The sequence below is a fragment of the Pseudonocardia halophobica genome (assembly GCF_050948485.1).
Taxonomy (GTDB): Bacteria; Actinomycetota; Actinomycetes; order Mycobacteriales; family Pseudonocardiaceae; genus Pseudonocardia; species Pseudonocardia halophobica.
The window spans coordinates 6272254-6297672 of the sequence record NZ_CP192046.1 but is presented as its reverse complement, the minus strand read 5'-3'; the positions used below and the strand labels follow the sequence as shown (position 1 = coordinate 6297672).

Genomic DNA, 25419 nt, shown 5'->3' with positions numbered 1-25419 from the left:
CAGCGCGTTGCGCTCGTCGGCCTCGAGGCCGAACGCCTCGGCCATCCCGACGGGCACCCCGGGCGCCCGGGCCTGCAGGTCACGGCCCTCGTCGGTGAGCACGGCCTCCACGCCGCGCTCGTCGTCCGTCCGCCGGCGGCGCGCGATCAGCCCCGTCCCCCGGAGCCGCTTGAACAGCGGCGTGACCGTGCCGTAGTCGAGGTGCAGGGGGTGGCGACCTCCTCGACCGTGAGGGGACCGACCAGAACGGAGAGCCTGATATGCACGGCGGCGGCTGGGTGTTCGGCAACGCCCAGAACACGGCTGAGCGTGCCCGGCCGGACGCTCTCGGGGTCGCGTCCGGACCCTCGCTAGGGTCCCTACCCATGAGTACGGACCAGGCTCCGAACCCGCACGCGACGGCCGAGCAGGTCGAGGCCGCCTGGCGCGATCCCAAGCTGGCCAACGTGCTCTACCACGACTGGGAAGCGGGCACGTACGACGAGAAGTGGTCGATCAGCTACGACGAGCGCTGCATCGACTACGCCGCCGGCCGCTTCCGCCTGGCCACCGGCTGGGACGGCCGCCCCTACGGGCACGCGCTGGAGCTGGGCTGCGGGACCGGGTTCTTCCTGCTCAACCTGATGCAGGCCGGCGTCGCGGAGAAGGGCTCGGTCACCGACCTCTCGCCGGGCATGGTGCAGGCCGCGCTGCGCAACGCCGAGCACCTCGGCCTCCCGGTCGACGGGAAGGTGGCCGACGCCGAGACCGTCCCGTACCCGGCCGACACGTTCGACCTCGTCGTCGGGCACGCGGTGCTGCACCACATCCCGGACGTCGAGCAGGCGTTGCGCGAGGTGCTGCGGGTGCTGAAGCCGGGCGGGCGGTTCGTGTTCGCCGGCGAGCCCACCATGATCGGCGACGCCTACGCCCGCAAGCTCTCCCAGTGGACCTGGAAGGCCGCCACCACGGTCACCAGGCTGGGCCCGCTGCAGGGGTGGCGACGCCCACAGGCCGAGCTCGACGAGTCCAGCCGGGCCGCCGCCCTCGAGGCGGTCGTCGACATCCACACCTTCGACCCGGCCGAGCTGGAGCGCATGGCCGAGCGCGCCGGCGCCCGCGACGTCAGGGCCGTCACCGAGGAGCTCACCGCCGCGATGCTCGGCTGGCCGGTGCGGACCTTCGAGGCCGCCGTGCCCGCGGGCAAGCTGGGCTGGAACTGGGCGATGTTCGCCTACCACTCCTGGCAGCGGCTCTCGAAGCTCGACGCCGTGCTCGGCAGGGTGGTCCCGCGGGCCTGGTTCTACAACGCGTTGATCTCCGGCACGAAGCCCCGGTAGGACTACGGATCCGGGGTCGCGCCCGGAACTGCAGGCTGGGCCGTGTGTTCCGCCCCGCTCCCGTTCCCGCCACACTGATCGACGTGGAACGCCCGCTCGAGCCGCTGTGGCGCGGCGTCGTCGTCTACCGCGTGCTCACGCTGGTCACGGTGATCGGGGTGTCCGCCTTCCACATGACCGACTACGCCTCGCCGCTGGGCGCGGGGCTGGTGCTCGCGGCGATGACGGTGTGGACGGCGGTCCTCGCTCGTGGCTGGCTCGTCGGCGCGGACGAGCGGCGCGGTCCGCTCGCGCTGGCCGACCTCGCCGTCAGCGCGGGGATCATGCTCACGACCCCGCTGATCGTCACCGATGCCCAGCTCGACGCCTCGGTGCCGGGCATGGGCTCGATCTGGACGTCCGGCGCGGTGCTCGCCTGCGCGGTCGCGTACCGGATCCCCGGGGGCGTGGTCGCGGCGGCGGTGATCTCCGCGGCGCTGGCGCTCGCCAAGTCCCGGGCCACCCTGACCGAGCTCAACGACATCCAGATCCTCGTGCTCGCCGGCCTCACCGTCGGGTACGCCTCGTTGGTGCTGCGCCGGGCCGCGGAGCGGGTGCGCCGGGCCGTCGCCGAGGAGGCGGCCGCTGCGGAGCGGGAGCGGCTGGCCCGCGCGGTGCACGACGGCGTGCTGCAGGTCCTCGCGCACGTCGGGCGTCGCGGGGCGGAGCTCGGCGGCGCCGCGGCCGAGCTCGGCACGCTCGCGGGGGAGCAGGAGGTCGCCCTGCGGACGCTGCTGACCAGCGGCAACGTGCAGGTCGACGCCGAGGGGCGGCGCGACCTCGCCGCCACGCTGCGGGCGTTGGCGTCGGGCCGGGTGACCGTGTCCGCGCCCGCGCACCCGATCGAGCTGCCCGCCGCGACGGTCGGGGAGCTCGACGCCGTGGTCCGCGCCGCGCTGGCCAACGTCGAGCGGCACGTCGGTGCCGACGCCCCGGCCTGGGTCCTCGTCGAGGAGCTCGACGGCGCGATCGAGATCAGCGTCCGCGACGACGGCCCCGGCATCCCCGCCGGCCGGCTCGCGGAGGCCGAGGAGCAGGGCCGGCTCGGGGTCGCGCGCTCGATGCGCGGCCGCGTCGACGAGCTCGGCGGCACCCTCGGCCTCGACACCGGGCCCGGCCGCGGCACCGAGTGGACGATCCGGATCCCCGCCGGGGCGGAGAAGCGCAGGGAGAGCGTGTGACCGTGACCGTCATGGTGGTCGACGACCACCCCATCTGGCGCGAGGGCGTGGCCCGCGACCTCGGCGAACGCGGCCTGGAGGTGGTGGCCACCGCGCCCGACGCCGGGGCCGCCGTCCGGATCGCCCCCGCCGTCCGGCCGCAGGTCGTGCTCATGGACCTCAACCTCGGCGAGACGTCCGGGGCCGACGCGATCGCCGGGATCGTCGAGAAGCTCCCGGACACCAAGGTGCTGGTGCTCTCGGCCAGCGGGGAGCACGCCGACGTGCTGGAGGCGCTCAAGGCCGGCGCGACCGGTTACCTGGTCAAGTCGGCGAGCGCCGAGGAGCTGGTCGACGCGGTGTGCCGCACCGCGGAGGGCGTCCCGGTGTTCACGCCCGGGCTCGCGGGGCTGGTGCTCGGCGAGTACCGCCGCCTCGCCCAGCGGCCGGCGGGGGAGCCCGCGGTGCCGGCGCTGACCGACCGCGAGACCGAGGTGCTGCGGCTGGTCGCGAAGGGCCTCACCGCGAAGCAGATCGGGGAACGGCTGGTGGTCTCGCACCGGACCGTCGAGAGCCACGTGCAGAACACGCTGCGCAAGCTGCAGCTGCACAACCGCTCGCAGCTCGTCCGCTACGCCCTCGAGCAGGGGCTGGCCGACGATTAGGCGAGTCCGTGCTCGATCGCGTACCGGACCAGCGCGGCCCGCCCGGGCACGTCGAACTTGCGCAGGGTCCGCTGGATGTGGTTCTCCACCGTCCGCGGTGAGAGCACGAGCCGGGTCGCGATCTGCCGGGCCGTGAGCCCCTCCACCACGAGCCGCAGCACCTCGGACTCCCGCTCGGTGAGCCGGGGTGTCGCCGCGTCCACCGCCGTGCCGGCCGCGTCGAGGGCCCGCTCGGCCAGGCCCTCGCCGAAGGCCGGCCCGCCGGCGGCCGCCGCCCGGAGGACCTCGGCGAGGGCCGGGTCGTCGCGCAGGACGTAGCCGGTCGCCCCGGCCCGGACGACGTCGAGCACGAGCTCCGGCCCCGGGCCCGTCCCGACGACGGGGAGTTCGGGCAGCTCCGCGGCGAGCGTGTCGACGGCGTGCAGGGCGGCGGGCCCGGCGTCGGCGTCGACCAGCACGACCTGCGGCCGGTGCGCCCGGGCCGCGGCGAGGGCGTCGGCGGGCGGGACGGCGGCGCACACCGCGACCCCGGGGACCGGCAGATCCCCGACGACGAGTACCGCCAGCTCCACCCCGCCCCCTTCCCTGAGGAGAGGATCATGCCGAGCGAATTCCGGCCCGGGGAGTGCCGGAGGTCCGGAATCACCGTTTCGGAGCACGACCGCCGGGTGATCAGTCCTCGAGCCGCGCCGCGATGTCGGCGAGCACGGCCTCGACGTCGGCGTCCAGGGCCACCGCGACCGGCGGCCCGGGCGTGTCCGGCCGGCCGTCGGGCACCACGACCCCGCGCGCCGGGCCGAGATCGCACGCCACGAGCAGCGGCATCGGGGTGGTGTGCAGGATGCCGGGGCGGATCGCCTCCATCAGCGCGACGGCGTCGTGCAGGGCGACGACGTCGCGGCCGTAGTGCTCGCGGAAGGCGACCCGGTACGCCGCGATCACGTCGGCGAGCACCGCCCCGGTGGGACCGCTCGCGGCGAGCCCGGCGACCCAGTCCGCTCCGGCCGCGCAGCGCAGCGTCAGGTCCAGCGGCACCAGCGTGACCGGCACCTCGGGCTGGGTGAGGACCCGCTGGGCGGCCTCGGGGTCGGCGTAGACGTTGAACTCCGCGGCGCCCGCGGTGTTGCCGCCGCGCAGCGAGCCGCCCATGACCAGGAACCGGCCGATCCGGTCGGCCAGCTCGGGGTGGGCGGCGAGCAGCACCGCGCAGTTGGTGAGCGGCCCGATCGCGGCGATCGTGACAGGCTCGGTGGCGGCGCGCAGCACGTCGACCATGAGCTCGACGGCCGGGCGCGGGTCGAGCGGGACCCCGTCCGGCAGCGTGTCGGCGCGCCCGCCGAGTCCGTCCGCACCGTGCCAGCGGGCGGCCCGCTCGAGCTGCGGGTGCACCAGCGGGCGCGCCGCGCCGCGGGCGACCGGGACGTCCGGCCGCCCGGCCAGCGCGACGAGCCGCTGCGCGTTGGGCAGGGTGTGCTCGAGCCCGACGTTGCCGAACGTGGCCGTGACGGCGCGGACGTCGAGCTCCGGGCTGCGCAGCGCGAGGACGAGGGCCACGGCGTCGTCCACGCCCGGGTCGGTGTCGAGGATCAGCGGCGTCGGCACCGCACGAACCTAGCCGCTCACTCGCTGCGGGTCGGCTCGCTCTCGTTCTCGCGGTCGAGCTCACGGGCGGCGTCGTCGGTGGCGCCGGAGTCGTTCCGGTCGCTCGTCGTGCGGGGGTTGCCCTCGTGGTCGTAGTCGCCGCGGGCGGTGCCCGCGCCGCCGCCGGTCAGCGAGGACTCCGCGCCCTCGTCGCCGGGGGCGTCCCCGGTGCGCTCGGTCATGGGACCTCCGTCTGCTCGTGTCCGTGATCGGTGTCGGTGGGTCTGCTTCCCCGGACCGGTCGCCGGGCAAACGCGGGCCCCGGTTTAGGGTCGGCCATGACCTCGATGTGGGGCGCCCCGATCCGGGAGCGCTGGGCGCGACGGCGCCGCGACCCGGAGCAGGTCCGCTTCCTCACCGTCGCCTCGCTGCGCTGGGTGCTGCGGCACCGCGCCTGGACGCCCTGGTACCTGCTCCGCTACTGGCGGCTGCTGCGCTTCCGCGCCGCCAACCCGCACGTCGTGCTGCGCGGCATGGTGTTCCTCGGGCGCAACGTCGATATCGTCGCCCGGCCCGGGTACGGGCGGCTGGAGATCGGCCGCTGGGTGCACATCGGCGACGGCAACTCGCTGCGCTGCCACGAGGGCTCGATGCGGATCGGGGACAAGGTGGTCCTCGGCCGGAACAACACGGTCAACTGCTACCTCGACGTCGAGATCGGGGCCGCGTCGATCGTGGCGGACTGGGTCTACGTGACCGACTTCGACCACCGCACCTCCGACGTCCACGTCCCGATCAAGGACCAGGGCATCGTCAAGGCGCCGGTCCGGATCGGGCCGGACACCTGGATCGGGGTGAAGGTCTCGGTGCTGCGGGGCTCGCGGATCGGCCGCGGCAGCGTGCTCGGCGCGCACGCGGTGGTCCGCGGGGACATCCCGGAGTACTCGATCGCGGTGGGCACGCCCGCGCGGGTCGTCCGGAACCGGGTGGAGGACTACGAGGCCGCAGCGGCCGAGCGGGCCGCGGTGGCGGACATGGCCCGCAAGCAGCGCGCGGCGGTGGAGCGGCGGCTCAACCGGGCGTGAGGACGTTGCCCGACGGGATCTTCGGGCGGGGCAGCTCCTGCGGGCCGCCGTGGGGCGCCGCCGCGTAGACCTCGGCCGTGCGGGCGGCGATGCCGCGCCAGGAGAAGTCGGTGCGCAGCCGCGCCCGCGCCGCGCGGGCCCGCCCGGCCGCGGCCCGGGGGTCGGCGAGCGCCCGGTCGACGGCGGCCGCGAGGGCCGGGACGTCGCCCGGCGGGAAGGACCAGCCGGTCTCGCCCTCCACGACCAGCTCGCCGAGCCCGCCCGCGGTCGAGGCCACCAGCGTGGCGCCCGCGGCCGCGGCCTCCAGCGCCACGATCCCGAACGGCTCGTACCGGCTCGGCAGCACGACGGCGTCGGCGGCGGCGAGCAGGGCGGCCAGGTCGCCGTCGGGCAGGTGCCCGGTGAAGGTCGCCGCCCTGCCGACCCGGAGCCGCCGCGCCTCGGAGCGCAGGAAGTCCCGCTGGGTGCCGGTGCCCGCGACCAGCAGCCGGGCGCCGGGGTGCCGGCGGCGGATCCGCGGCAGCGCGGCGAGCAGGTCCTGCACGCCCTTCTCGTACTCCAGGCGCCCGACGAACAGCAGCAACGGTGCGTCACCGGGCGCGTACCGGTCCCGCACGGCCGCGGCGCGCTCGCGGTCGACCCGCCAGCCCCGGGCGTCGATGCCGTTGTGGACCACGTGGATCGCCTCGAGGTCGAGGTCGAAGAGCTGGGCGGCCTCGGCCCGCATCGCCGCGGAGCAGGTGAGGACGGCGTCCGCCCGGTTCGCCAGCGCCCACTCCACAGAGTGCACCTGCCGGTTGAGCGGTGCGGAGAGCCAGCCCGCGTGCCGGCCCGCCTCGGTGGCGTGCAGGGTGGCGACGAGGGGCGCGCCCAGGACGTCGGCCAGCGTGGTGGCGGGGTGGGCGACGAGCCAGTCGTGCGCGTGCACGACGTCCGGCCGCCAGCCGCCGAGCCGGGTCAGCGCGGTGCGGACGAGGGTGTGGCCCATCGCGAGCGTCCAGGCCACCATGTCGCGCGCGAACTCCAGGTGTGCCGGGTCCTCGGCGGCGCGCAGCACGCGGATCCCGCGGGTGCGCCGGTCGGTGGTGGGGTGGGTGCCCGCGTCCGTCCCGGCCGGCTGCCGGGTGAGGACGACGACCTCGTGCCCGGCCGCCGCGAGCTCGCGGGCCAGCGCGTGCACGTGCCTGCCCAGCCCGCCGACCACGACCGGCGGGTACTCCCACGACACCAGCAGCACGCGCATCGCGGCTGATCCTGGCAGGCCGTCGGCGGACGGTTACCGTTGGGTAGGGATCGCGTGGCGCGCCGGTCGTCCGCCGGTCACGGCTACGGTGGGCGCTCGCACGCCGGACGGACCGGAGGGGTGGATGCGGGGACTCGGGGGAGCGCCGGCGGTGCTGGCCGCGGTGCTCCTCGTCCTCGGGTGTGTCTCCGCCTGTGCCACCTCGCCTCCGCCGCCCGATCCGCCCGCCCGGCCGACCCCGACCGAGGCCGCCGCCGTCGGGGCGTTGTTCGAGGGGTCCGCGACCGGCCTCGGCGACCACTACTGCAGCGGGTCCGTGGTCGACAGCCCGGCCGGCGACCTCGTGCTCACCGCGGCGCACTGCGTGGCGGCCGGCGACGGCACGCCCGCGCGCACCGGCATGTCGTTCGTCCCCGGTTACCACGACGGCGTCCGGCCCCACGGCGTGTGGACCGTGGCGAGCGCCGCGGTGGACCCGCAGTTCCTCGCCGGCGGCGATCCCGACTTCGACGTCGCCTTCCTGACCGTGCAGCCCGCCGACGGCGCCGGGCCGGTCGAGGACGTCACCGGCGGCTTCCCGATCGCCTTCGACCCCGGCGCGGGCGACGCCGTCCGGGCGATCGGCTACCCGGACGAGGACGACGGCCCGACCGTCCGCTCCGGCGTCACGCAGCAGTTCTCGCCGACCCAGCTGGCGCTGCCCGCGCCCGGGCTGGAGGACGGGACAAGCGGCGGGCCCTGGCTGCGGGCGGGCGCGGCCGGGCCTGAGATCGTCGGGCTGACCGGCGGGTACGAGCAGGGCGGCTACTCCTTCGACACCTCGTACTCGACCTACTTGGCGGGGTCCTTCGCGGCGCTGCGGGACCAGGCGGCGCAGGCTCCGGGCTGACCCGGACCCCGACTCGGCCCCCGAACCGGACCCTGACTCAGACCCGCAGCCGCCGGGCGTCGACGTGCCCGAACGGCGCCCGCTCCCAGCCGGCGACGAGTGCGGCGGCCTCCTCGCGCCGGCCCTCGTCGAGCAGGCGGGCGAGGGCGAACACCCGGTCGGCATGCCGGTGGGCGCGCTCGCGGGCGTAGTCGACCGTCGACCCGGTGGTGACCATGAAGGCCCAGTCGCTGGAGAGGGCGAGCAGCGCCTGGTCGGCGAGCGCGTCGAGCAGCGGGTCACGGGCGAACGACCGCCCCTTGCCGACGGCGGTGAGCAGCGCGTCCTGCACGCGGGCATTGAGCTCGACCACGTCGGTGACCGCCGCGCCGGCCCACACGCGCCAGTCCTTGCCCGAGCCCCACGACGAGGGCGGCAGGTCCACCGGCTCCCCGATCAGGCCCGGGTCGGCCAGTGCGCCGCGCACCGTCGTCACCCGCACCCCGGCCTCCGGCAGCGCCCGCAGCACCGCCTCCAACCAGGCCGGACCCTCGTGCCACCAGTGCCCGAACAGCTCGGTGTCGAACGCGGCCACGGTCAGCGCGGGCCGGCCGTGCCTCTCCCGCAACGCGTCGAGCCGGGCGCCGACGGTCGCGACGAAGTCCGCCGCGTCCCGCTCCACCTGCGCCGCGGCGCGGGCGGGGGAGTACGGCGCCTTCTCGTGCGGCGGCACCTCGGGTCCGGTGACCCGGGCGGGCTTGAGGCCGGACGCGTGGTCGTAGGTGTGGAAGTCGCGGTGGTCGCGGTGTCCCGGGTAGCCCTTCCGCGGCGACCAGACGCGGTAGGTGACCTCGAGGTCGCGGCCGACGCAGACGACGTCGGACGTCCCGACCGGCCGGGCGAAGGCCGTCCCGCCGTGCAGTGCGGGCCCGTCGACGAGGAAGTGGGTCACCCCCGCGGCGGCGTACTCCTGCTCCATCCCGGGCGCGAAGCCGCACTCCGGGGCCCAGATCCCGGCGGGCGGGGCGCCGGTCCGCCACCGGGCGTCGGACAGGCCCGCCTCGAGGGCGAACCCGCGGACGCGCGGATCGAGCAGCGGGCCGAACGGGTGCGTGGCCGGCCCGCCCAGCAGCTCGACGACGCCCTCGAGGGACCGGAACACGGGTGAGCCGCCGTGCCGCCAGTGCGTCTCGAACTCCGCGAGCGCGGCCGCCGCACGCCGGTGCTCGTACGCGGCCAGCTCCGGCAGCCGGGGAGCGGCCTCGTGCGCCCGCAGTTGCCAGGTGGCCAGCCAGGTGTGCACGCCCCGCAGGCAGTGCGGGTCGTCGAGCTGGGCGGCGAGGACGGGCGTGACGCCGAGGGTCAGCAGGTCGCGCCGGCCCTGCGCGGCCAGCCGGCGCAGCACGTCGGCCAGCGGGAGGTAGGCCTGCGCCCACGCCTGGTAGAGCCACTCCTCGCCGACCGGCCACCGGCCGTGGTGCGCGACCCAGGGCAGGTGGCTGTGCAGGACCAGGCAGAAGGTGCCCCTCACGGGCGGCTCGCCGTCACCAGCAGGTCGAGGCTCGCGTCGAGGTCGTCCGGGGTGAGGAGGAAGTCGTCGACGGTCACGGACGCGACGTCGGCGAGCAGGTCCGCCGGCCAGGCCTCGCCGGCGACCGCGACGGCCACCTGGGCGTCGACCAGCGAGCCGCCGTGCCGCGCGTCGAGCTCGCGCAGGCGCGGGCCGTGGTGCAGGCCGAGCAGCTCGACGTCCGTGAACCCGGCCTCCGTGAGCAGCTCGGCCAGCTCCTCGGGGGCCAGCTCGCGGGTGTGGAAGGGGTTGAGCGGGGTGTCGCGGCCGGGGGAGAAGGTGAGCCGGTTCGGCGTGGACACCATGATCCGCCCGCCGGGCCGCAGCACGCGGAGGCACTCGCGCAGGAACAGCCCCTGGTCCCAGAGGTGCTCGATGACCTGCAGCGACACCACGGCGTCGAGCCGGGCGTCGGGCACGGGCAGGGCGACCAGGTTGGCCCGGGCGATCCCGACGCGGGGGTAGCGGCGGGCGACGTGCGCGGCCGTCAGCGCGTCGTAGTCGAGCCCGAGGACCCGGTCGGCGACGCCCGCGAGCAGGTTCGCGCCGTAGCCCTCGCCGCAGCCCGCCTCCAGCACCGCCGCGCCCTCGCACCGCGGGAGCAGGGCCGCGTAGACGACCTCGTGCCGGCGGAACCAGTAGTTCTCCTCCGGGATCCCGGGCACGGTCCGTTCGCCGGTCAGCGGGAGGGACGAGGTGCTCACGGGGCCTCCGGTCGGTCGGGGCGGACGGTCCGGACGACGAAACCACGTGGACCGCGGCGCCCCGCCGCCGGGCCGGCGCGCGTCAGGTGGTGCGGGGGTCGGGGCCGGGGTCGTTCGACACGGTGACCACGCCGCCGACCGACTCGTTCAGCCAGGCCAGGAGAGTGTGGTCGTCGAGCGTCAGGGGGACCTCGGGGCCGCCCCAGCCGAGCCGGGTGACGGGGCGGTGGGCGAGGGCGTCGTCGAGGAGGAGGGCGAGGCCGTCGGTCAGCAGGACGGTCACGCCCTCGTGGGTGATCTCGCGGGTGCCCTCCTCGGGGGCGCCTGCGGCCAGATCGGAGCCGGTCCGTACGACGTACCCCTGACCCGTGCGGTCGTCGTAGCCCGTCACCAGCACGCGCGCACCCCCGTCCGCCGGCGCGGCGCCGGCACGGCGATCCTAGGGCGGACGGCCCGCTGCGGAGCCGGACACCGCCCCTGCCCGACGCGGGGAATGTCACTCCGCGGGGGCCGAACCCCTGCTGGTGAGGGGGCTGGTGAGCAGGCTCACCCCGGGCGCCGTTTGCTGTTCGGATACCGCACGGTAACAATCGGGCCCAGGTCAGACGGCATGCCGCGGCCCCTGAGGGCCCCGATCCACGGGGCTCCGCGGGCGGCGCGGGGCCGGCGGACCGGTGGTCCGGGCGGTGTCGTGCCGGCCGCGGACGGAGCCGGCGAACCCGGCGGCACCCGCCCGCGTCGCGATGGCGCACGCAGCCGGGATCGGCGCTAGGTTCGCACGCAGGTTTTGGCAGGCGAGAAGCCGTGGCACCCCCTCGCAGGAAGCGGGGCGGCCGCCGCGCAACCGGCAGGAGGTCGAAGAGGTCCGATGAACATCGTCGTGCTGGTCAAGCAGGTGCCGGACACCTACTCCGAGCGGAAACTGTCCTCGGCCGACCACACCCTGGACCGGGACGCCACGGACGCGGTGCTGGACGAGATCGACGAGCGTGCGGTGGAGTCCGCGCTGCAGCTCAAGGAGGCCAACGACGGGTCCGAGGTGACCGTCGTGGCGATGGGCCCGGACCGGGCCACGGACGCGATCCGCAAGGCGCTGTCGATGGGTGCGGACAAGGCGGTGCACCTGTCGGACGAGGCGCTGCACGGCTCGTGCGCGGTGCAGACGACAAGGGCGCTGGCCAAGGTGATCGGCACCCTGGGTGAGGTGGACCTGATCCTGGCCGGCAACGAGGCCTCGGACGGGCGGATCGGTGCGATCCCGGCGATGGTGGCCGACGTGCTGGGCCTGCCGTCGCTGACCCACGCCCGCGAGCTCACCGTCGAGGGCTCGACGGTGACGGTGCGGCGGGAGACCGACGACGGGGTCACGGTGCTGAGCACCGAGCTGCCCGCCGTGGTGTCGGTGAACGAGAAGATCAACGAGCCGCGGTACCCGTCGTTCAAGGGGATCATGGCGGCGAAGAAGAAGCCGGTCACCACCCTGACGCTCGCGGACGCCGGGATCGACGCCTCCGAGGTCGGCCTGGCCAACGCGCTGACCACGGTGACCTCCTCGCAGCCCAAGCCGCCGAAGTCCGGTGGCGAGAAGGTCGAGGACGAGGGCGACGGCGGCGCGAAGATCGCGGCGTTCCTGGTCGGCCAGAAGCTGATCTGACCCACCCCGGACGAGACTTTTCGAGAAGAGGCACACAGGCATGGCTGAGGTTCTGGTCCTCGTCGACCATCTCGACGGGGAGATCAAGAAGAGCACGTTCGAGCTGCTGACCGCGGCGCGCGCGCTGGGCGAGCCGTCCGCGGTGGTGGTCGGCCCGGCCGGGAGCGCCGGGAAGCTGTCCGAGGGGCTGAAGGCGCACGGCGCGGCGAAGATCTACATCGCGGAGACCGACTCGTCGGACTTCCTGACCCCGCAGGTGTCGGTGCTGGCCGCGCTGGTCGAGTCCAAGGACCCGGCGGCGGTGCTCATCGGCGTGTCCGCGGACGGCAAGGAGATCGCCGGCCGGCTGGCCATCAAGACCAACTCGGCGCTGCTCGGTGACGTCGTGGCGGTGTCCCCGGAGGGTGGCACCCACTCGGTGTTCGGTGGGGCGTTCATCGCCGAGGCCAAGGCCAACACCGGTCACCCGGTGTTCACGCTGCGCCCGGGCTCGGTCGAGGTCGAGCAGGCCGACGGCGCGGGTGCCGAGGAGACCGTCGAGGTCCCGGCCGCGTCGGGCCGTAGCGCCACGGTGCAGTCCCGCGAGCCGGTGACCGTCGGGGACCGCCCGGAGCTGACCGAGGCGTCGGTGATCGTGTCCGGTGGGCGTGGTGTCGGGTCGGCGGAGCAGTTCTCCGTGGTCGAGGGCCTGGCCGACTCGCTCGGCGCGGCCGTCGGTGCGTCGCGCGCCGCGGTGGACTCGGGGTTCTACCCGCACCAGTTCCAGGTCGGGCAGACCGGCAAGACGGTGTCCCCGCAGCTCTACATCGCGCTGGGCATCTCGGGTGCGATCCAGCACCGGGCCGGCATGCAGACCTCGAAGACGATCATCGCGGTGAACAAGGACCCCGAGGCGCCGATCTTCGAGATCGCCGACTTCGGCGTGGTGGGCGACCTGTTCAAGGTCGCGCCGCAGCTGCAGGAGGAAGTCACCAAGCGCAAGAACTGACTGCGCAGAGGTTGTCGCGCGGCCCCGCCCCCCTCACTCCTGGGGGCGGGGCCGCCGCCGTTCTCGGCCCGGCCACCTGCAGCGCTCGCGTCCAAGATCGGCGAAACGGTGTGGTCAAGGCGCCTCGCGCCGCCCCTGCCGCACCCGAACGACGATCATGAGGCGGGCCGGGCTCGTCCCGGCGCCTCCAAGTACTCCGCCGCCCGACTGTCTGCCCGCCGCCCGAAGGAGCCGGGCGCCGCTGCACCAGTTCCCCGCCTCCAAGATTGGCGATTCGGTGCGGTGAGCGTGCTGTGCGCCGCCACTTCCGCACCCGAATGACGATCATGAGCGGGCGGCACTCGTGGCCTCCAAGTGCTGCGCCGGTCGCCTGCCGACCGCCACCAACCCGGCCGAGCGCCGGTGTACCAGGTCTCGCCGCCCTCAAGATCGGCGTTTCGGTGCGTCCCAGGCTCCCAGCGCCGCCCCCACTGCACCCGAATACCGATCATGGTCGCCCTCAGCCCACCCCACTCGTCGGAGTGACGGGCGCGGGGAGGTTCACCGGGCCTTCACGCCCGGGTCGCCGCCGGTGGCGTGCGTGTTCGGACCCGGCCGATACCAAGCACCCGTGACCTCATCCCAGGTTCTGGTCCGGACGCCCGAGGCGGCGGCCACGCGCTACTCGCTGCTGCTGACCACCGACTCCGAGGACGTCGAGGCCGCCCAGCGGCTCCGCCACCGGGTGTTCGCCGGGGAGCTCGGCGCGCGGCTGGACTCCCTGCGCCCCGGCCTCGACGCCGACCGCTTCGACGAGTTCTGCGATCACCTCGTGGTGCGCGAGGACGCGACGGGCGAGGTCGTCGGCACCTACCGCATGCTGCCGCCGCGCCGGGCGCGTACCGCGGGCGGCCTCTACTCCGACGGCGAGTTCGACCTGACGGCCCTCGACCCGATCCGGTCGGGGCTGGTCGAGACCGGGCGCTCCTGCGTGCACCCCGACCACCGGGCGGGCGCGGTCGTCGGGCTGGTGTGGGCCGGGATCGCCCGGTACATGCTGCTCACCGGCAACCGCTGGCTCACGGGCTGCGCGAGCGTCCCGCTCGACGACGGCGGCGCGCTGGCCGCCGGGGTCCGCGACACCGTCTTCGCCTCGCACCTCTCCCCGGCCGAGTACCGCGTGACGCCGCACCACCCGTGGGACGCGGAGGCCGCCACCCGACACCGCCGCACCGCGCTGCCGCCGCTGCTGCGCGGCTACCTGCGGCTCGGTGCCTGGGTGTGCGGGGAGCCGGCCCACGACCCCGCCTTCGGTTGTGCCGACTTCCTGGTCCTCCTCGGCCTCGACCACGCCGACCAGCGCTATCTCCGGTTCTTCCTGGGCGAGCAGTGAGCGAACCGACCGCGCGCCTTCCCGGGCGGGCAGTGAGCGAGCGGACCGCGGACGCGCTGACCACGGCCCTGCGCCTCCGGCGCGCGGTACCTCCGCCCCCGGAGCACCTCCCGCCCGCCGCCCTCCGCACCCTCCACCCCACCCACCCCGGCCTCCCGCCCGTCGCGGACCGACCGGCCTGGACGCCCTGCTCGCCCTGCGGCCCCGACTGCCTCCCCACCGCCGGCCGCCGGGCCGATCCGCGAACCGCCCTCCGCGTGGCGCGCCGGCTCGCCGCGCTGGTCGCACTCCTGCTCGTCGCCCTGCCGGTCCTCCTCATCGGGCCGAACCCGCGGCTGTTCCGGGCGGTGCTGCGCGCCGTCGGGGTCCGCCTCCGGGTCCGGGGCACCACCTACGGCGAGGGCGGGGTGCTCGTCGTCGCCAACCACCTGTCGTGGATCGACGTCGTGGCGCTCGGCGCCGTCGCCCCGGTCCGGATGATCGCGAAGCGGGAGGTGGCCGACTGGCCGCTGATCGGCGCGATCGCCCGCCGCACCGGCGCGCTGTTCGTCGACCGGGGCGGCCTCCGCGGGCTGCCGGACGTCGTCGCCGGGACCGCGACCGCACTGCGCGGCGGTGCGGTGGTCGGCGTCTTCCCCGAGGGCACGACCTGGTGCGGTTCGGCGTCGGGGCCCTTCCGGCGGGCCCCGTTCCAGGCCGCGCTCGACGCCGGACGCCCGGTCCGGCCCGTCCGCATCGACCTCGCCCTGCCCGACGGCAGACCCACCACGGCGGGCGCGTTCGTGGGCGACGAGACCCTCTGGAACTCGCTGCGGCGGGTCCTGCGGCTCGAGCGCCTGGACTGCACGCTCACCCTGCTGCCCCCGCTGCCTCCCGAGGGGGACCGGCGCACGCTCGCCGCCCGGGCCGAACGGGCGGTCATGGCGGCCCGGTAGCCACCCGGGTGGGAGGGCCGTACCGCGGTCCGGCGTCTACCCTGAACGGCGATGAACGACCAGGAGACCGCGCCCACCAGGGGAGCCCGACGCCGAGCGGGGTCCCGGCCGTGACGTACCTGGACCACGCGGCCACCACCCCGATGGTGCCCGAGGCCGTCGCCGTGATGGCGGAGGCCATGGCGCGCACCGGGAACGCGTCGTCGCTGCACTCCGCCGGCCGTCGTGCCCGGCGGGAGGTCGAGGAGTCCCGCGAGGGCATCGCCGCGGCGGTCGGCGCCCGGCCGTCGGAGGTCGTGTTCACCACCGGCGGGACCGAGAGCGACAACCTGGCCGTCAAGGGGATCTTCTGGGCCCGTCGTGCCGCCGATCCCCGCCGCACGCGGGTGCTGGTCTCGGCCATCGAGCACCACGCCGTGCTGGAGTCGGCGGAATGGCTCGTCGAGCACGAGGGCGCCGAGCTGGTCCTGCTTCCCGTCGACGCCGACGGCCGCGTCCGCCCGGAGGTGCTGCGCGCCGCGATCGAGGAGGCGCCCGACGCCACCGCACTGGTCTCCGTGATGTGGGCGAACAACGAGGTCGGCACGGTCAACCCGATCCGTGAGCTCGCCTCGGTCGCGCACGGGTACGGCGTCCCGATGCACACGGACGCGGTGCAGGCCGTCGGCATCCTGCCCATCGACTTCGGGGCCAGCGGCGTCGACGCGCTCACCCTCACCGGGCACAAGCTCGGCGGCCCGTACGGCGCCGGCGCGCTGCTGCTCGGGCGCGAGGTCGCCGCGGTCCCGCTGCTGCACGGCGGCGGCCAGGAACGCGACGTCCGCTCGGGCACCCTCGACACCCCCGCCGTCCTCGGCCTGGCCACCGCCGTGCAGAAGGCGGTCGCCGACGCCCCGCGCCGCGCCGCCGTGCTCACCGGCCTGCGGGACGAGCTGGTGAACCGGATCCGCGCGGTCGTCCCCGACGCCACGCTCAACGGCGACCCGGGCATCGCCGTGATCGACGGCGGCCCCTCGCGCCTGCCGGGCAATGCGCACCTCAGCTTCCCCGGCTGCGAGGGCGACAGCCTGCTCATGCTGCTCGACGCGCACGGCATCGAGTGCTCCACCGGCTCGGCCTGCACCTCGGGCGTCGCCCAGCCCAGCCACGTGCTGCTGGCCATGGGCGCGAGCGAGGCGGTGGCCCGCGGCTCGCTGCGCTTCTCCATGGGGCACACCACGACCGAGGCGGACGTCGCCGCGGTCGTCGACGTCATCGGTCCCGTCGTCGAGCGGGCCCGCCGGGCCAGCGCGGGCGGCACGCGCCGGCGGGAAGCCGCCGGCAGCTCGTGAGGCGGTTCCGATGAGGGTTCTGGCCGCGCTCTCCGGCGGCGTCGACTCCTCGGTCGCCGCGGCGCGGGCGGTCGCCGCCGGGCACGAGGTCGTCGGCGTCCACCTCGCGCTGTCCCGCACCCGGGACGCGCTGCGCTCCGGCTCCCGCGGCTGCTGCTCACGCGAGGACGCCGCCGACGCCGCACGGGTGGCCGACGTGCTCGGCATCCCGTACTACGTCTGGGACCTGTCCGAGGAGTTCGCCGAGGACGTCGTCGAGGACTTCGTGGCGAGCTACGCCGCCGGCGAGACGCCCAACCCCTGCCTGCGCTGCAACGAGAAGATCAAGTTCGCGGCGGTGCTGGACCGGGCGCTCGCACTGGGCTTCGACGCCGTGTGCACCGGCCACTACGCGCGCCTCGAGGGCGGTGTCCTGCGCCGGGCGACCGACGCGGGGAAGGACCAGTCCTACGTGCTCGCGGTCCTGCGCGCCGACCAGCTCGCGCACGCGATGTTCCCGGTGGGCGACACCGCGAAGCCCGCGATCCGCGAGGAGGCCGCGCGGCTCGGGCTGCGCACCGCGGCGAAGCCGGACAGCCACGACATCTGCTTCATCCCCGACGGCGACACCCGCGGCTTCCTGCGCGAGCGCCTCGGCGAGCGGCCCGGCGAGATCGTCGACGCCGCGACCGGCGAGGTCCTCGGCGCGCACGCGGGCGTGCACGGCTTCACCGTCGGGCAGCGCAAGGGCCTCGGCGTCGACCGGCCCGCCGCCGACGGCCGCCCAAGGTACGTCCTCGGTATCGAGCCGGTCAGCGGCACCGTGACCGTCGGCCCGGGGTCGGCGCTGAGCGTCCGGGCCGTGGAGGCCCGGCGGCCGGTGTGGTGCTCGGGCACCGCGCCCGGCGGTCCGTTCGCGTGCACCGTGCAGGTCCGCGCACACGGCGGCACCGCGCCCGCCGAGGCCACCCCGGTCGAGGACGGCGTGCGGGTCGAGCTCGCCGAGCCGCTGCGCGGGGTCGCCCCCGGCCAGGCGATCGCCTTCTACCGGGACGACCCGGCGGGCGCGGTCGTGCTCGGTTCGGCCACGATCACCGCCACCGCGTAGCGCTCAGCTCACCGACACCTCCGCGACCATGCCCCGCATCAGGTGCGGCGGACCCTCGCCGTTGCCGAGCGGGCAGAGGACGAGATAACGCCCCGCGGGCAGGTCGACCAGCATCCCGCCCTGCTCGCCCGGGGCCGCCGTCGCGGCGCCGGGGACCACGTCGACCTGCTGCGCCAGCAGCTCCGGCGGCGTGGTGAGGACCTGCGCCACGGTCACCGCCTGGTCCTTCGGCCGCACGATCAGCACCGCGTGGTAGAGGTTCGCGGTCGACCGGTTCAGCAGCCGGACCGCCGTCGGCCCGGGACGCAGCGTCGCCGGGACGCCGTCGAGGCGGTACTCCGTCGCCGTGACCTGCACCTGCTGGTAGCCGCAGTGCTCGTAGGCCCACGTCTCGTACTCGTTCACGCTCTGCGCGACGACGGGCGCGTCCGCCGGGGCCGCCGTCCCCGTGGCCGCGGCCGACTGCAGGACGCCCTGCAGCGTGGCGAGCGTCGGGCGCAGGTCCGGGGGCGCCGTCGCGACGGCGGAGTCCAGCAACGGCAGGATCTGACCGGCCCACGCCCGCACGGCGGCCGGGTCCGACGTCCCCGGGTCACCCGCGGGCGGCGGGACGGCGTCGATCTTCAGCAGGTTGGTGCAGGTCGTGTCGAGGGGTGCGGGGGCGGGCGCGGCGGCCTCCGCGGCGCCCGCGGCCGGGGCCGAACCGGTCGCGCAGGCGGCCGCTCCGCCGACCAGGGCGACGGCGGCCGTCGCCGCCCCCAGCAGCCGTCTCGTCCGGATGCCCGTCCGTGAGCCCATGAGGTCCCCCAACCCTGAGCGGCGCTCGTGCGGTGGCGAGCATGGGCGCGCGGCGGGGTGCCCGGGCAGGGCCTGAGGACCCCGGTCCGTACGCAGTTCCCGCACGGCCCGCGCAACCGGGCCCGGCGCGGCACGTCGCCGGCCGCAGTGTGAGACTCGCACCCGTGAGCACGCCCGACGATCCGCTGGCCGCCCTCCTCGCCGCCGCCGGCCTGGGCGAGGAGAAGTCCGAAGCCGAGGACGACCCGTTGGCCGCCGCCCTTGCCGCGGCCGGCCTCGGCGACGTCGAGCCCGGCGAGTCGGTCGCCCCCGAGCCGCGCATCCAGGTGAGCGCGGCCCCGGAGGAGCCCGAGGAGGAGGGTCCGAAGGAGCGCTGGCCGGCGGGCGCGGCGACCGGCGTCGGCTCGCTGCCCGGCACCGATCCGCGGGAGGCCGCCGAGACCGTCGCGGGGGAGTTCCCGCTGCTCACGCACCTGCCGGAGTTACCGGCCCGAGGTGTCGGGGCGGATCCCGTCGGCCGGGCCGCCGGGCTGCTCGTCGACCTGGCGGTGGAGGTCGTCCCGACGGCGTGGCGGGTCACCGCGCGCCCGGGCAGGGACCACCGCCGCGCCGTCGACCTGCTGCGCTCGGACCTCGACGCCCTCGACGAGGCCTGCGACCGGACCCGGCCGGACTGGGTGAAGGTGCAGGTCGTGGGCCCGTGGACGCTCGCGGCGTCGGTCGAGCTGGCGAGCGGGCACCGGGTGCTCACCGACCACGGGGCCGTGCGTGAGTTCGCGGTCAGCCTCACCGAGGGCCTGCGCGCGCACGTCGCGGAGGTGGCGGCGCGGACCGGCGCACACGTCGTGGTGCAGCTCGACGAGCCGCGGCTCGCCGCGGTCCTCGCCGGGTCGCTGCCCACGGCGTCGGGCTACGGCACGGTGCGCGCGGTGGCGGAGCCGGACGCCCAGGACACGTTGCGGGACATGATCTCCGCGCTGCGGGTGCCGGTCACGGTACGGGTGCCCGGCGACCGCCCGCCGCTGCGGCTGCTGCGCGACATCGGTGCCGCGGGGCTCGCCATCGACGGCACCCGGCCGTCGATCTCCGGCGACACGGCGGTGCCCGCGGCGCTCGACGCCGTCGGCGAGGTGTGGGACGCCGGCCTGCCGCTCTTCCTCGGCCTCGTCCCGGTGCGCGACCCGGGCGAGCCGCTGGAGACCGCCACCCTGGCCCGCCGGGCCTTCGACCTGGCCGACCGGCTCGGCTTCGACCGGGCGCGGCTGGCCGAGCTGGCCGTCCCGACCCCGGCCGCCGGCCTGGCCCGCGCGACCCCGGCCTGGGCGCGCCGGGCGATGGACCTCAGCCGCGACCTCGGCAAGGCGTTCGCGGACCCGGACGAACTGCCGAGCACCGAGCAGACCGGCCGCTGACCCCCGAACGAACGGCGCTCTCGCTTTCCTAGCGAGCGAAGGCGCCGTTCGTCCGGGTCGGGTCAGGACGCGTGCGCGGCGACCGGGGCGTCGGAGGTCTCGTAGAGGTCCCGGCGGAAGCGCTCCTTGATCGTCGCGACGGCGACGAACGTGACCGCCGCGCCCGCGATGATGTAGAGCGACACCGACCACGAGGCGCCGGTCGCGGCCAGCAGCGCCGCCATGATGAACGGGGCGAGCCCGCCCGCGAACACCGACGCGAACTGGTAGCCGAGCGAGGCGCCCGAGTACCGGACGTCGGCCGGGAACATCTCGGCGTACAGCGTGGCCTGCGGGCCGTACATGGTGGCGTGGATCGTGAAACCGATCAGCAGGGCCAGGAAGACCAGCGGCACGGAGCCGGTGTTCACCAGCCAGAACATCGGGAAGGCGAACAGCGCCATCAGCACGGTGCCGGTCAGGTACAGCTTCTTGCGGGTGCCCATGCGGTCGGTGAGCGCGCCGAAGAAGGGCATCGTGACGACCTGGGTCAGCCCGGCGGCCATCACGCACCACAGGATCGCGGTGCGGGACATGCCGACGGTCTTCGTCGCGTAGTCCAGCATGCCGCTGATGAGGATGTAGAAGGTCGCGTTGACCACGAAGAACGCGCCCGCGGCCTGCAGGATCTCCCGCCAATACCGGCGGACGGCCTGCACCAGGGGCGCCTTGCGCAGCCCGGCCTCGCGCTTCGACTCCGCCGAGCGGTGCTGCAGCTCGCGGAAGACCGGGGTGTCCTCGATCTTCAGCTGCACGTAGATGCCGATCAGCACCAGCAGCAGGCCGGACAGGAACGGCACCCGCCAGCCCCAGGCGTCGAACTGCTCGGGGGTGAGCACCGCGGTGAGGATGAGGAAGAAGACGTTTCCGGCGACGGCGCCGAAGATCGCGCCGGTCTGCACGAGGCTGCCGTAGAAACCGCGGCGCTCCACCGGAGCGTGCTCGGTGAGCAGCAGCGCGGCGCCGCCCCACTGCGCGCCGACGCCCAGGCCCTGCACCAGCCGCGCGACGACGAGCAGGACCGGCGCCCACACGCCGATGGTCGCGTAGCCGGGCAGCACGCCGATCGCGGTGGTCGCGATGCCCATGACCAGCATCGCGACGACGAGCGGGGGCTTGCGGCCGAACCGGTCGCCCACGTGCCCGGCGATGATGCCGCCGAGCGGCCGCGCCACGAAGCCGACGGCGAAGGTCGCGAACGAGGCGAGCGTGCCGGCGACCGGGCTGACCGAGGGGAAGAACTGGTGGCCGAGCACGAGCGCGGCGGCCGTCGCGTAGATCAGGAAGTCGAACCACTCGAGCGTGGTGGCGAAGACCGCGGCCGCGGCGAGCCTTCCCATGCGCGGGGGAGCGGTGTGCTCCGTCCGGTCGAGCTTGTCGGGGGACATGTCGGCAACCTCCGCCACGGTGCGGGTGCGTCGCCCGCGGGGTGCGGACGGCGGTACGAACGATCGTTCTTACCGTAACCGCGGTGTCCCCTGTCGACAAGGGTGGGGGGTCAGGCCCGGGGGAGCGGCGCCTCGAGCAGGGCCAGCGCGTACCGGGCGTGCTGCTCGGCGAGCTGCCCGCGCGAGAGCCGGCCGTCCGGCCGGTACCAGGTGGCGACGGCGTTGACCATCGACAGGATCGCGCGGGCGGCGTCGGCGGCGTGCGGCGTCCGGAACTCCCCACCGGCCACCCCCTGCTCCACGATGTCGGCGAAGATCGCCTGCGTGCGGTCGCGGTCCGCGACCAGCCGCGCCCGGTCCTCGCCCTGCAGGTAGCGCACCTCGGCGGTGGAGACCAGCATCGCGAGCTGCTGGTCCACCACGAACCCGACGTATGCCCGCACCGCCTCGCGCATCCGGGAGGTGGCGTCGTCGCCGGCGTCGGCGACCGCCCGGCGGACCCGCGCCTCGAGCTCGGCGTTGGCGTGCCGCAGCACCTCGGCGAGCAGGCGCGACTTCGAGGGGAAGTAGTTGTAGAGGTTCGACAGGCTCGTGGCGGCGCCCTTCGCGACCTCGCGCATCGAGGCGCCGTTGAACCCCTGCGCGCCGAACGCGGCCAGCGCGGCGTTGAGGATCGCGGCCTCGTTCCCGCGCCCCGTGTCGGCGACCAGCAGCGTCGGGGAACGATCGTTCATGCCGCCAGGCTAATGCAGCCCCGGCGCTTGACGACCGGTGCGGCAGGGTGGTTTCGTCGAACGTGCAAGAACGTTCGTTCGTACACCGTCGTCGACGAGAGGGGTCCGCGTGCCGACCGAGCAGGTCCTGCGACCCGACACCCGGACCGGGCCCGGCCGCCGGTTCGAGGAGTTCACGGTCGGGGAGCGCTTCACGAGTGCGCCCCGGACCGTCACGGCCACCGACCTCGCGGAGTTCACCCGGCTCTCCGGCGACGACCACCCGCTGCACACGGGCCCGGACGGCATCCTGCAGGGCCCGTTCGGCCTGGCCGTCGCGATGGGCCTGCTGCAGTCCCTCGGTCTGCACGGCTCGGCGATCCGCGGGCTGCTCGACACGCACTGGAGCTACCGGCTCCCGCTGCGCGTCGGCGACACGGTGCACCTGGAGATGACGGTCGTGCGCTGCCGGCGCACCCGCAAGGGCGACCGCGGCGTGGTCACCCGGCACATGCGGCTGGTCGACGAGCAGGGCCGCACCGTGCAGGAAGGCACCACCGCCGCGCTGGTCGACGCCGCGGGCCCGGGCCCCGATCCGGTCGGCCGCGCCTTCGGCACCGTCGCGTGGGGCGAGGCGCTCGTCGCCGGGCTGGCGCCGGAGTTCGCCGAGTCGCTGGCCACCTGGGACGGGGCGGTCGGGCTGCGCGCCGGCGAGCACGAGGTCTGCCTGCGGGTCTACCGCGGCAAGGTCATCGAGGTGGCCTCCCGCGCGGCGCTGGGCCCCACGTTCACCGTCGAGACCGACGAGCTCACCTGGACCGAGCTGGTCACCGCCCCGGCCAACGAGTTCACCCGCTTCGCCATGTCCGGCCGGTTCGGGATGCGGGGCAACGGCTACGAGTACCTGCGCCTGACGAGGGCCCTGCACCTGATCGTCGACGCGGCCCGGGGGATCGCATGAGGTACATCGGGATCGGCGGCGCGCTGGCGTTCGTCGAGGAGCACGGGGCGGGCGGGCAGGACGCAGCCGGCACGCCCGTGCTCTGCCTGCACACCGCGGGGCAGAGCGGGGTGCAGTGGCGCCACGTCGCGCCGGCGCTCGCCGCCCGCGGCTTCCGGGTCGTCGTGCCGGACCTGCCCGGCCACGGCCGGTCGGAGCCCGCGCCCGGCGGCCCGGTGACCGACCTGGGCGACTACGCCGCCTGGTGCCTCGAGCTGATCGACGCGCTGGGGCTGGCGCGCCCGTACGTCGTCGGCTGCTCGATCGGCGGGAAGATCACGCTGGACCTGGCCGCGCGCGCGTCGGACCGGCTCGCGGGCGTGGTGGCGATGGCGGCGAACGCCTGGACCGGCGGCACGCCCTCGGAGCGGGGGCTGCGCCGCGAGCTGGCCGACGTCGCCGCCCCGAGCCGGACGGACCGGACCTACCTGGGGACGCTCGCCGTCGTCGGGCGGTCGGTGCCGGCCGAGCGGGCCGAGCTGATCGCGACCATGCACCGCCGCGAGGACCCGGCGATCTCGAACTCGGACCTGATCGGCTGGACCACGCACGACCTGCGCGAGCGCCTCGGCGGGGTGACCTGCCCGGCGCACCTGGTCGTCGGCGCGGACGACCTGTGGGTCCCGGCCGCCGGCACGGCCGCGGCGGCCGCGCTGATCCCCGGCGCGCGGTGCACGGTGCTCGACGGGATCGGGCACTATCCGATGGAGGAGATCGAGGGCTTCGACGGCGTGCTCGCGGGCTGGCTCGCCGAGCTCGGGAACGAGGTGGCGGCATGAGCGAGGTCCCGAGCGGGACGGACGAGGAGCGCGAGCCGCTCGTCGCGCCGCATCACGTGTCCGCCCTCCCGGCGTCCGGCCCGGTGCCGCGGGACCTCCCCGACCTGCTCGGCCGCATCGCCGCGCGGGACTCCGACGCGGTCGTCGTGCTGGACAAGGGCCCGGCGGGCGAGCGGATCCCGGTCACCCGCGGCGAGCTGTGGCGCCGCACCGGCGCGCTGGCCGAGGAGCTGCGCACCCGCGGGATCGCCGCCGGCGACTGCGTCGCGGTGTGGATGCCCAACTGGAGCGACGCGCTGGCCTGGCAGTTCGCCGTCGCTGCGCGCGGGGCGCACGTCATCGGGATCAACACCCGGTACAACGTCGAGGAGGTCCGGCACGTCCTCGAGCGCGCCCGCCCGAAGCTCGTCGCCCTGGCCCACGACTTCCACGGCCTAGACCTGCTCGGCCGGCTGAAGGAGGCGATCGGCGACGGACCCGCCCTGCCGGTGGCCGTCGTCGCCGGACCGGGCCGGGAGGCGCCGGACCCGGCGGTCGCCGACGTCGGCGGGGGTGCCTGGGTGCCGATCCTGACCGAGGGCGACGTGCCGGGATCGGACCCGGCTGACCTCGCCGTGGCGTTCACGACCTCCGGCTCGACGGGCATGCCGAAGCTCGCCGCGCACTCGGCCACCGGCGTGCTCACCCACGCGGCCGCCGACGCCGCCACGATCGGGATCGCCGAGGGCGAGCACGTCCTCTGCGCGCTCCCGCTCTCCGGTGTGTTCGGCTACCAGACCGCGATGGCCGCGCTGGCCGCCGGCGGCGTCTGTGTCTTCGCCCCGGTCTTCTCGGCCGACGCGGTGCTCGACGACATGGAGTCCCTGCGCGTCACCCACGTCGTCGGCGGTGACGACCTGGTGCTGCGGCTCGCCGACGCCTGGCGTAAGGGCCGGCGGGACCTGTCGGCCTGGCGCTGGTGGGGCGTGGCGGACTTCCAGGGCCGCTCCCGCGAGCTCGCCGTGTGGGCGCGGGACGAGTTCGGCACGCTGACCTCCGGCGTCTACGGCTCGTCGGAGCTGTTCGCGCTCACCTCCCACTGGCCGCACGACGAGCCGGAGCCGGCCCGCTGGGTCGGCGGCGGGCGCGTCGTCCACCCCGGGATCGAGGTGCGGGTGGCCGACCCGGTCACCGAGGAGGTGCTCGCCCCCGGGCACGAGGGCGAGCTGCAGTTCCGCGGGCCCAACGTGGTCGACGCCTACCTGGGCGCCGAGGTCCCCGACGCGTTCACCCGGGACGGCTGGTTCCACTCCGGGGACCTCGGCACGATCGTCGACGACGGGGTGTTCGCCTACGTCTGCCGGATGGGCGACGCCCTGCGGCTGCACGGCTTCCTGGTCGATCCCGCGGAGATCGAGGTGCGGCTGGCCGCGCACCCGGACGTGCACACCGCGAAGGTCGTCGGCGTGCCGGACGCGTCCGGGGCCACGGTCGCGATCGGCTTCGTGGTGCCCGAGGAGGGCCGCGCGCCGGACCCGGCCGCGCTCCGGACCTGGTGTGCCGCCGGGCTGGCCAAGTTCAAGGTGCCCGAGACGGTGCACGTCATCGAGGCGATGCCGACCACCTCGGGCACCAACGGCACCAAGATCCGCGCCGCCGCGCTGCGGGAGTGGGCCGCCGCCGCACGGTGAGCGCGCCCGCTCACCCGGA

General features: G+C 75.5%; 25 protein-coding genes. 15 read left to right on the top strand and 10 right to left on the bottom strand.

The window, feature by feature from the left end; genetic code table 11:
- Positions 1–365 precede the first annotated feature (365 nt).
- The 3 genes from ACQP04_RS30050 (at position 366) to ACQP04_RS30040 (ending at position 3183) form a co-directional block, all read left to right on the top strand.
- Positions 366–1319 (top strand): class I SAM-dependent methyltransferase, encoded by a 954-nt coding sequence (locus ACQP04_RS30050; RefSeq protein ID WP_433503891.1) that lies wholly within the window; start codon positions 366–368, stop codon positions 1317–1319.
- Between the two features lie 83 nt (positions 1320–1402).
- A complete protein-coding gene (gene macS, locus ACQP04_RS30045; RefSeq protein ID WP_433503890.1) occupies positions 1403–2539 on the top strand; it encodes a MacS family sensor histidine kinase in 1137 nt (378 codons plus the stop codon).
- Positions 2540–2550: 11 nt separating this feature from the next.
- The gene (locus ACQP04_RS30040) at positions 2551–3183 is read left to right on the top strand and encodes a response regulator (RefSeq protein WP_433508464.1); all 633 of its coding nucleotides are present in this window, start codon (positions 2551–2553) and stop codon (positions 3181–3183) included.
- Here the strand turns inward: ACQP04_RS30040 and ACQP04_RS30035 are convergent.
- The 3 genes from ACQP04_RS30035 to ACQP04_RS30025 all read right to left on the bottom strand — a co-directional run bounded on the left by ACQP04_RS30035 (position 3180) and on the right by ACQP04_RS30025 (position 5006).
- Positions 3180–3755, bottom strand: a complete 576-nt coding sequence (locus ACQP04_RS30035; RefSeq protein WP_433503889.1) for a helix-turn-helix domain-containing protein — start codon at positions 3753–3755, stop codon at positions 3180–3182. The two genes, ACQP04_RS30040 and ACQP04_RS30035, sit on opposite strands and share 4 nt — an antisense overlap.
- A gap of 100 nt (positions 3756–3855) precedes the next feature.
- Positions 3856–4785, bottom strand: a complete 930-nt coding sequence (locus ACQP04_RS30030; protein ID WP_433503888.1) for a nucleoside hydrolase — start codon at positions 4783–4785, stop codon at positions 3856–3858.
- A gap of 17 nt (positions 4786–4802) precedes the next feature.
- Positions 4803–5006, bottom strand: coding sequence for a hypothetical protein (locus ACQP04_RS30025; protein ID WP_433503887.1), 204 nt, complete (start codon positions 5004–5006; stop codon positions 4803–4805).
- A 96-nt stretch (positions 5007–5102) separates the two neighbouring features.
- On the opposite strand from ACQP04_RS30025, the gene ACQP04_RS30020 reads away from it, so the two are divergent.
- Positions 5103–5849 (top strand): acyltransferase, encoded by a 747-nt coding sequence (locus ACQP04_RS30020; RefSeq protein ID WP_433503886.1) that lies wholly within the window; start codon positions 5103–5105, stop codon positions 5847–5849.
- Here the strand turns inward: ACQP04_RS30020 and ACQP04_RS30015 are convergent.
- Positions 5836–7092 carry a glycosyltransferase family 4 protein gene (locus tag ACQP04_RS30015; RefSeq protein WP_433503885.1) on the bottom strand — a complete coding sequence of 419 codons (1257 nt, stop codon included), beginning with the start codon at positions 7090–7092 and terminating at the stop codon, positions 5836–5838. The two genes, ACQP04_RS30020 and ACQP04_RS30015, sit on opposite strands and share 14 nt — an antisense overlap.
- A 124-nt stretch (positions 7093–7216) precedes the next feature.
- Between ACQP04_RS30015 and ACQP04_RS30010 the strand changes: the two genes are divergently transcribed.
- Positions 7217–7981, top strand: coding sequence for a trypsin-like serine peptidase (locus ACQP04_RS30010; protein WP_433503884.1), 765 nt, complete (start codon positions 7217–7219; stop codon positions 7979–7981).
- Between the two features lie 37 nt (positions 7982–8018).
- Here ACQP04_RS30010 and ACQP04_RS30005 read toward each other — a convergent pair whose 3' ends face one another.
- From ACQP04_RS30005 to ACQP04_RS29995, 3 genes are all read right to left on the bottom strand, one after another.
- Entirely contained in the window at positions 8019–9491 is a 1473-nt protein-coding gene (locus tag ACQP04_RS30005) for a 1,4-alpha-glucan branching protein domain-containing protein (protein WP_433503883.1), read from the bottom strand.
- Complete coding sequence (locus ACQP04_RS30000; protein WP_433503882.1) at positions 9488–10234, bottom strand: methyltransferase domain-containing protein; 747 nt, start codon at positions 10232–10234, stop codon at positions 9488–9490. Before ACQP04_RS30000 ends, ACQP04_RS30005 begins: the two co-directional genes overlap by 4 nt.
- 82 nt (positions 10235–10316) lie before the next feature.
- Positions 10317–10631, bottom strand: a complete 315-nt coding sequence (locus tag ACQP04_RS29995) for a hypothetical protein (RefSeq protein WP_433503881.1) — start codon at positions 10629–10631, stop codon at positions 10317–10319.
- Between the two features lie 471 nt (positions 10632–11102).
- On the opposite strand from ACQP04_RS29995, the gene ACQP04_RS29990 reads away from it, so the two are divergent.
- The 6 genes from ACQP04_RS29990 to mnmA all read left to right on the top strand — a co-directional run bounded on the left by ACQP04_RS29990 (position 11103) and on the right by mnmA (position 17601).
- The gene (locus ACQP04_RS29990) at positions 11103–11888 is read left to right on the top strand and encodes an electron transfer flavoprotein subunit beta/FixA family protein (RefSeq protein ID WP_433503880.1); all 786 of its coding nucleotides are present in this window, start codon (positions 11103–11105) and stop codon (positions 11886–11888) included.
- Positions 11889–11928: 40 nt separating this feature from the next.
- Positions 11929–12876 carry an electron transfer flavoprotein subunit alpha/FixB family protein gene (locus tag ACQP04_RS29985; RefSeq protein WP_433503879.1) on the top strand — a complete coding sequence of 316 codons (948 nt, stop codon included), beginning with the start codon at positions 11929–11931 and terminating at the stop codon, positions 12874–12876.
- Between the two features lie 610 nt (positions 12877–13486).
- Positions 13487–14248: a GNAT family N-acetyltransferase gene (locus ACQP04_RS29980; RefSeq protein ID WP_433503878.1), complete on the top strand. Its 762-nt coding sequence runs from the start codon at positions 13487–13489 to the stop codon at positions 14246–14248.
- Positions 14249–14280: 32 nt separating this feature from the next.
- Positions 14281–15183 carry a lysophospholipid acyltransferase family protein gene (locus ACQP04_RS29975; RefSeq protein ID WP_433503877.1) on the top strand — a complete coding sequence of 301 codons (903 nt, stop codon included), beginning with the start codon at positions 14281–14283 and terminating at the stop codon, positions 15181–15183.
- Between the two features lie 119 nt (positions 15184–15302).
- Positions 15303–16514 carry a cysteine desulfurase family protein gene (locus ACQP04_RS29970; protein WP_433508463.1) on the top strand — a complete coding sequence of 404 codons (1212 nt, stop codon included), beginning with the start codon at positions 15303–15305 and terminating at the stop codon, positions 16512–16514.
- Positions 16515–16524: 10 nt separating this feature from the next.
- The gene (gene mnmA, locus ACQP04_RS29965; protein WP_433503876.1) at positions 16525–17601 is read left to right on the top strand and encodes a tRNA 2-thiouridine(34) synthase MnmA; all 1077 of its coding nucleotides are present in this window, start codon (positions 16525–16527) and stop codon (positions 17599–17601) included.
- A gap of 3 nt (positions 17602–17604) precedes the next feature.
- Here mnmA and ACQP04_RS29960 read toward each other — a convergent pair whose 3' ends face one another.
- Positions 17605–18399, bottom strand: a complete 795-nt coding sequence (locus ACQP04_RS29960) for a hypothetical protein (RefSeq protein ID WP_433503875.1) — start codon at positions 18397–18399, stop codon at positions 17605–17607.
- A 164-nt stretch (positions 18400–18563) separates the two neighbouring features.
- Between ACQP04_RS29960 and ACQP04_RS29955 the strand changes: the two genes are divergently transcribed.
- Positions 18564–19811, top strand: a complete 1248-nt coding sequence (locus ACQP04_RS29955; protein ID WP_433503874.1) for a methionine synthase — start codon at positions 18564–18566, stop codon at positions 19809–19811.
- A 62-nt stretch (positions 19812–19873) separates the two neighbouring features.
- Here the strand turns inward: ACQP04_RS29955 and ACQP04_RS29950 are convergent, their stop codons facing one another.
- Together ACQP04_RS29950 and ACQP04_RS29945 are read right to left on the bottom strand one after the other, a co-directional pair.
- Entirely contained in the window at positions 19874–21238 is a 1365-nt protein-coding gene (locus tag ACQP04_RS29950; protein ID WP_037044846.1) for an MFS transporter, read from the bottom strand.
- A gap of 110 nt (positions 21239–21348) precedes the next feature.
- Positions 21349–21972 carry a TetR/AcrR family transcriptional regulator gene (locus ACQP04_RS29945; protein WP_433503873.1) on the bottom strand — a complete coding sequence of 208 codons (624 nt, stop codon included), beginning with the start codon at positions 21970–21972 and terminating at the stop codon, positions 21349–21351.
- A 109-nt stretch (positions 21973–22081) separates the two neighbouring features.
- Between ACQP04_RS29945 and ACQP04_RS29940 the strand changes: the two genes are divergently transcribed.
- Genes ACQP04_RS29940 through ACQP04_RS29930 form a run of 3 tightly spaced genes read left to right on the top strand, consistent with a single transcriptional unit; the run spans position 22082 to position 25400 of the window.
- Complete coding sequence (locus ACQP04_RS29940; RefSeq protein ID WP_433503872.1) at positions 22082–22912, top strand: MaoC/PaaZ C-terminal domain-containing protein; 831 nt, start codon at positions 22082–22084, stop codon at positions 22910–22912.
- Positions 22909–23730, top strand: coding sequence for an alpha/beta fold hydrolase (locus tag ACQP04_RS29935; RefSeq protein ID WP_433502874.1), 822 nt, complete (start codon positions 22909–22911; stop codon positions 23728–23730). The genes ACQP04_RS29940 and ACQP04_RS29935 overlap by 4 nt, the downstream gene beginning before the upstream one ends.
- Positions 23727–25400 carry an AMP-binding protein gene (locus ACQP04_RS29930; protein WP_433503871.1) on the top strand — a complete coding sequence of 558 codons (1674 nt, stop codon included), beginning with the start codon at positions 23727–23729 and terminating at the stop codon, positions 25398–25400. Before ACQP04_RS29935 ends, ACQP04_RS29930 begins: the two co-directional genes overlap by 4 nt.
- Positions 25401–25419: the final 19 nt, after the last annotated feature.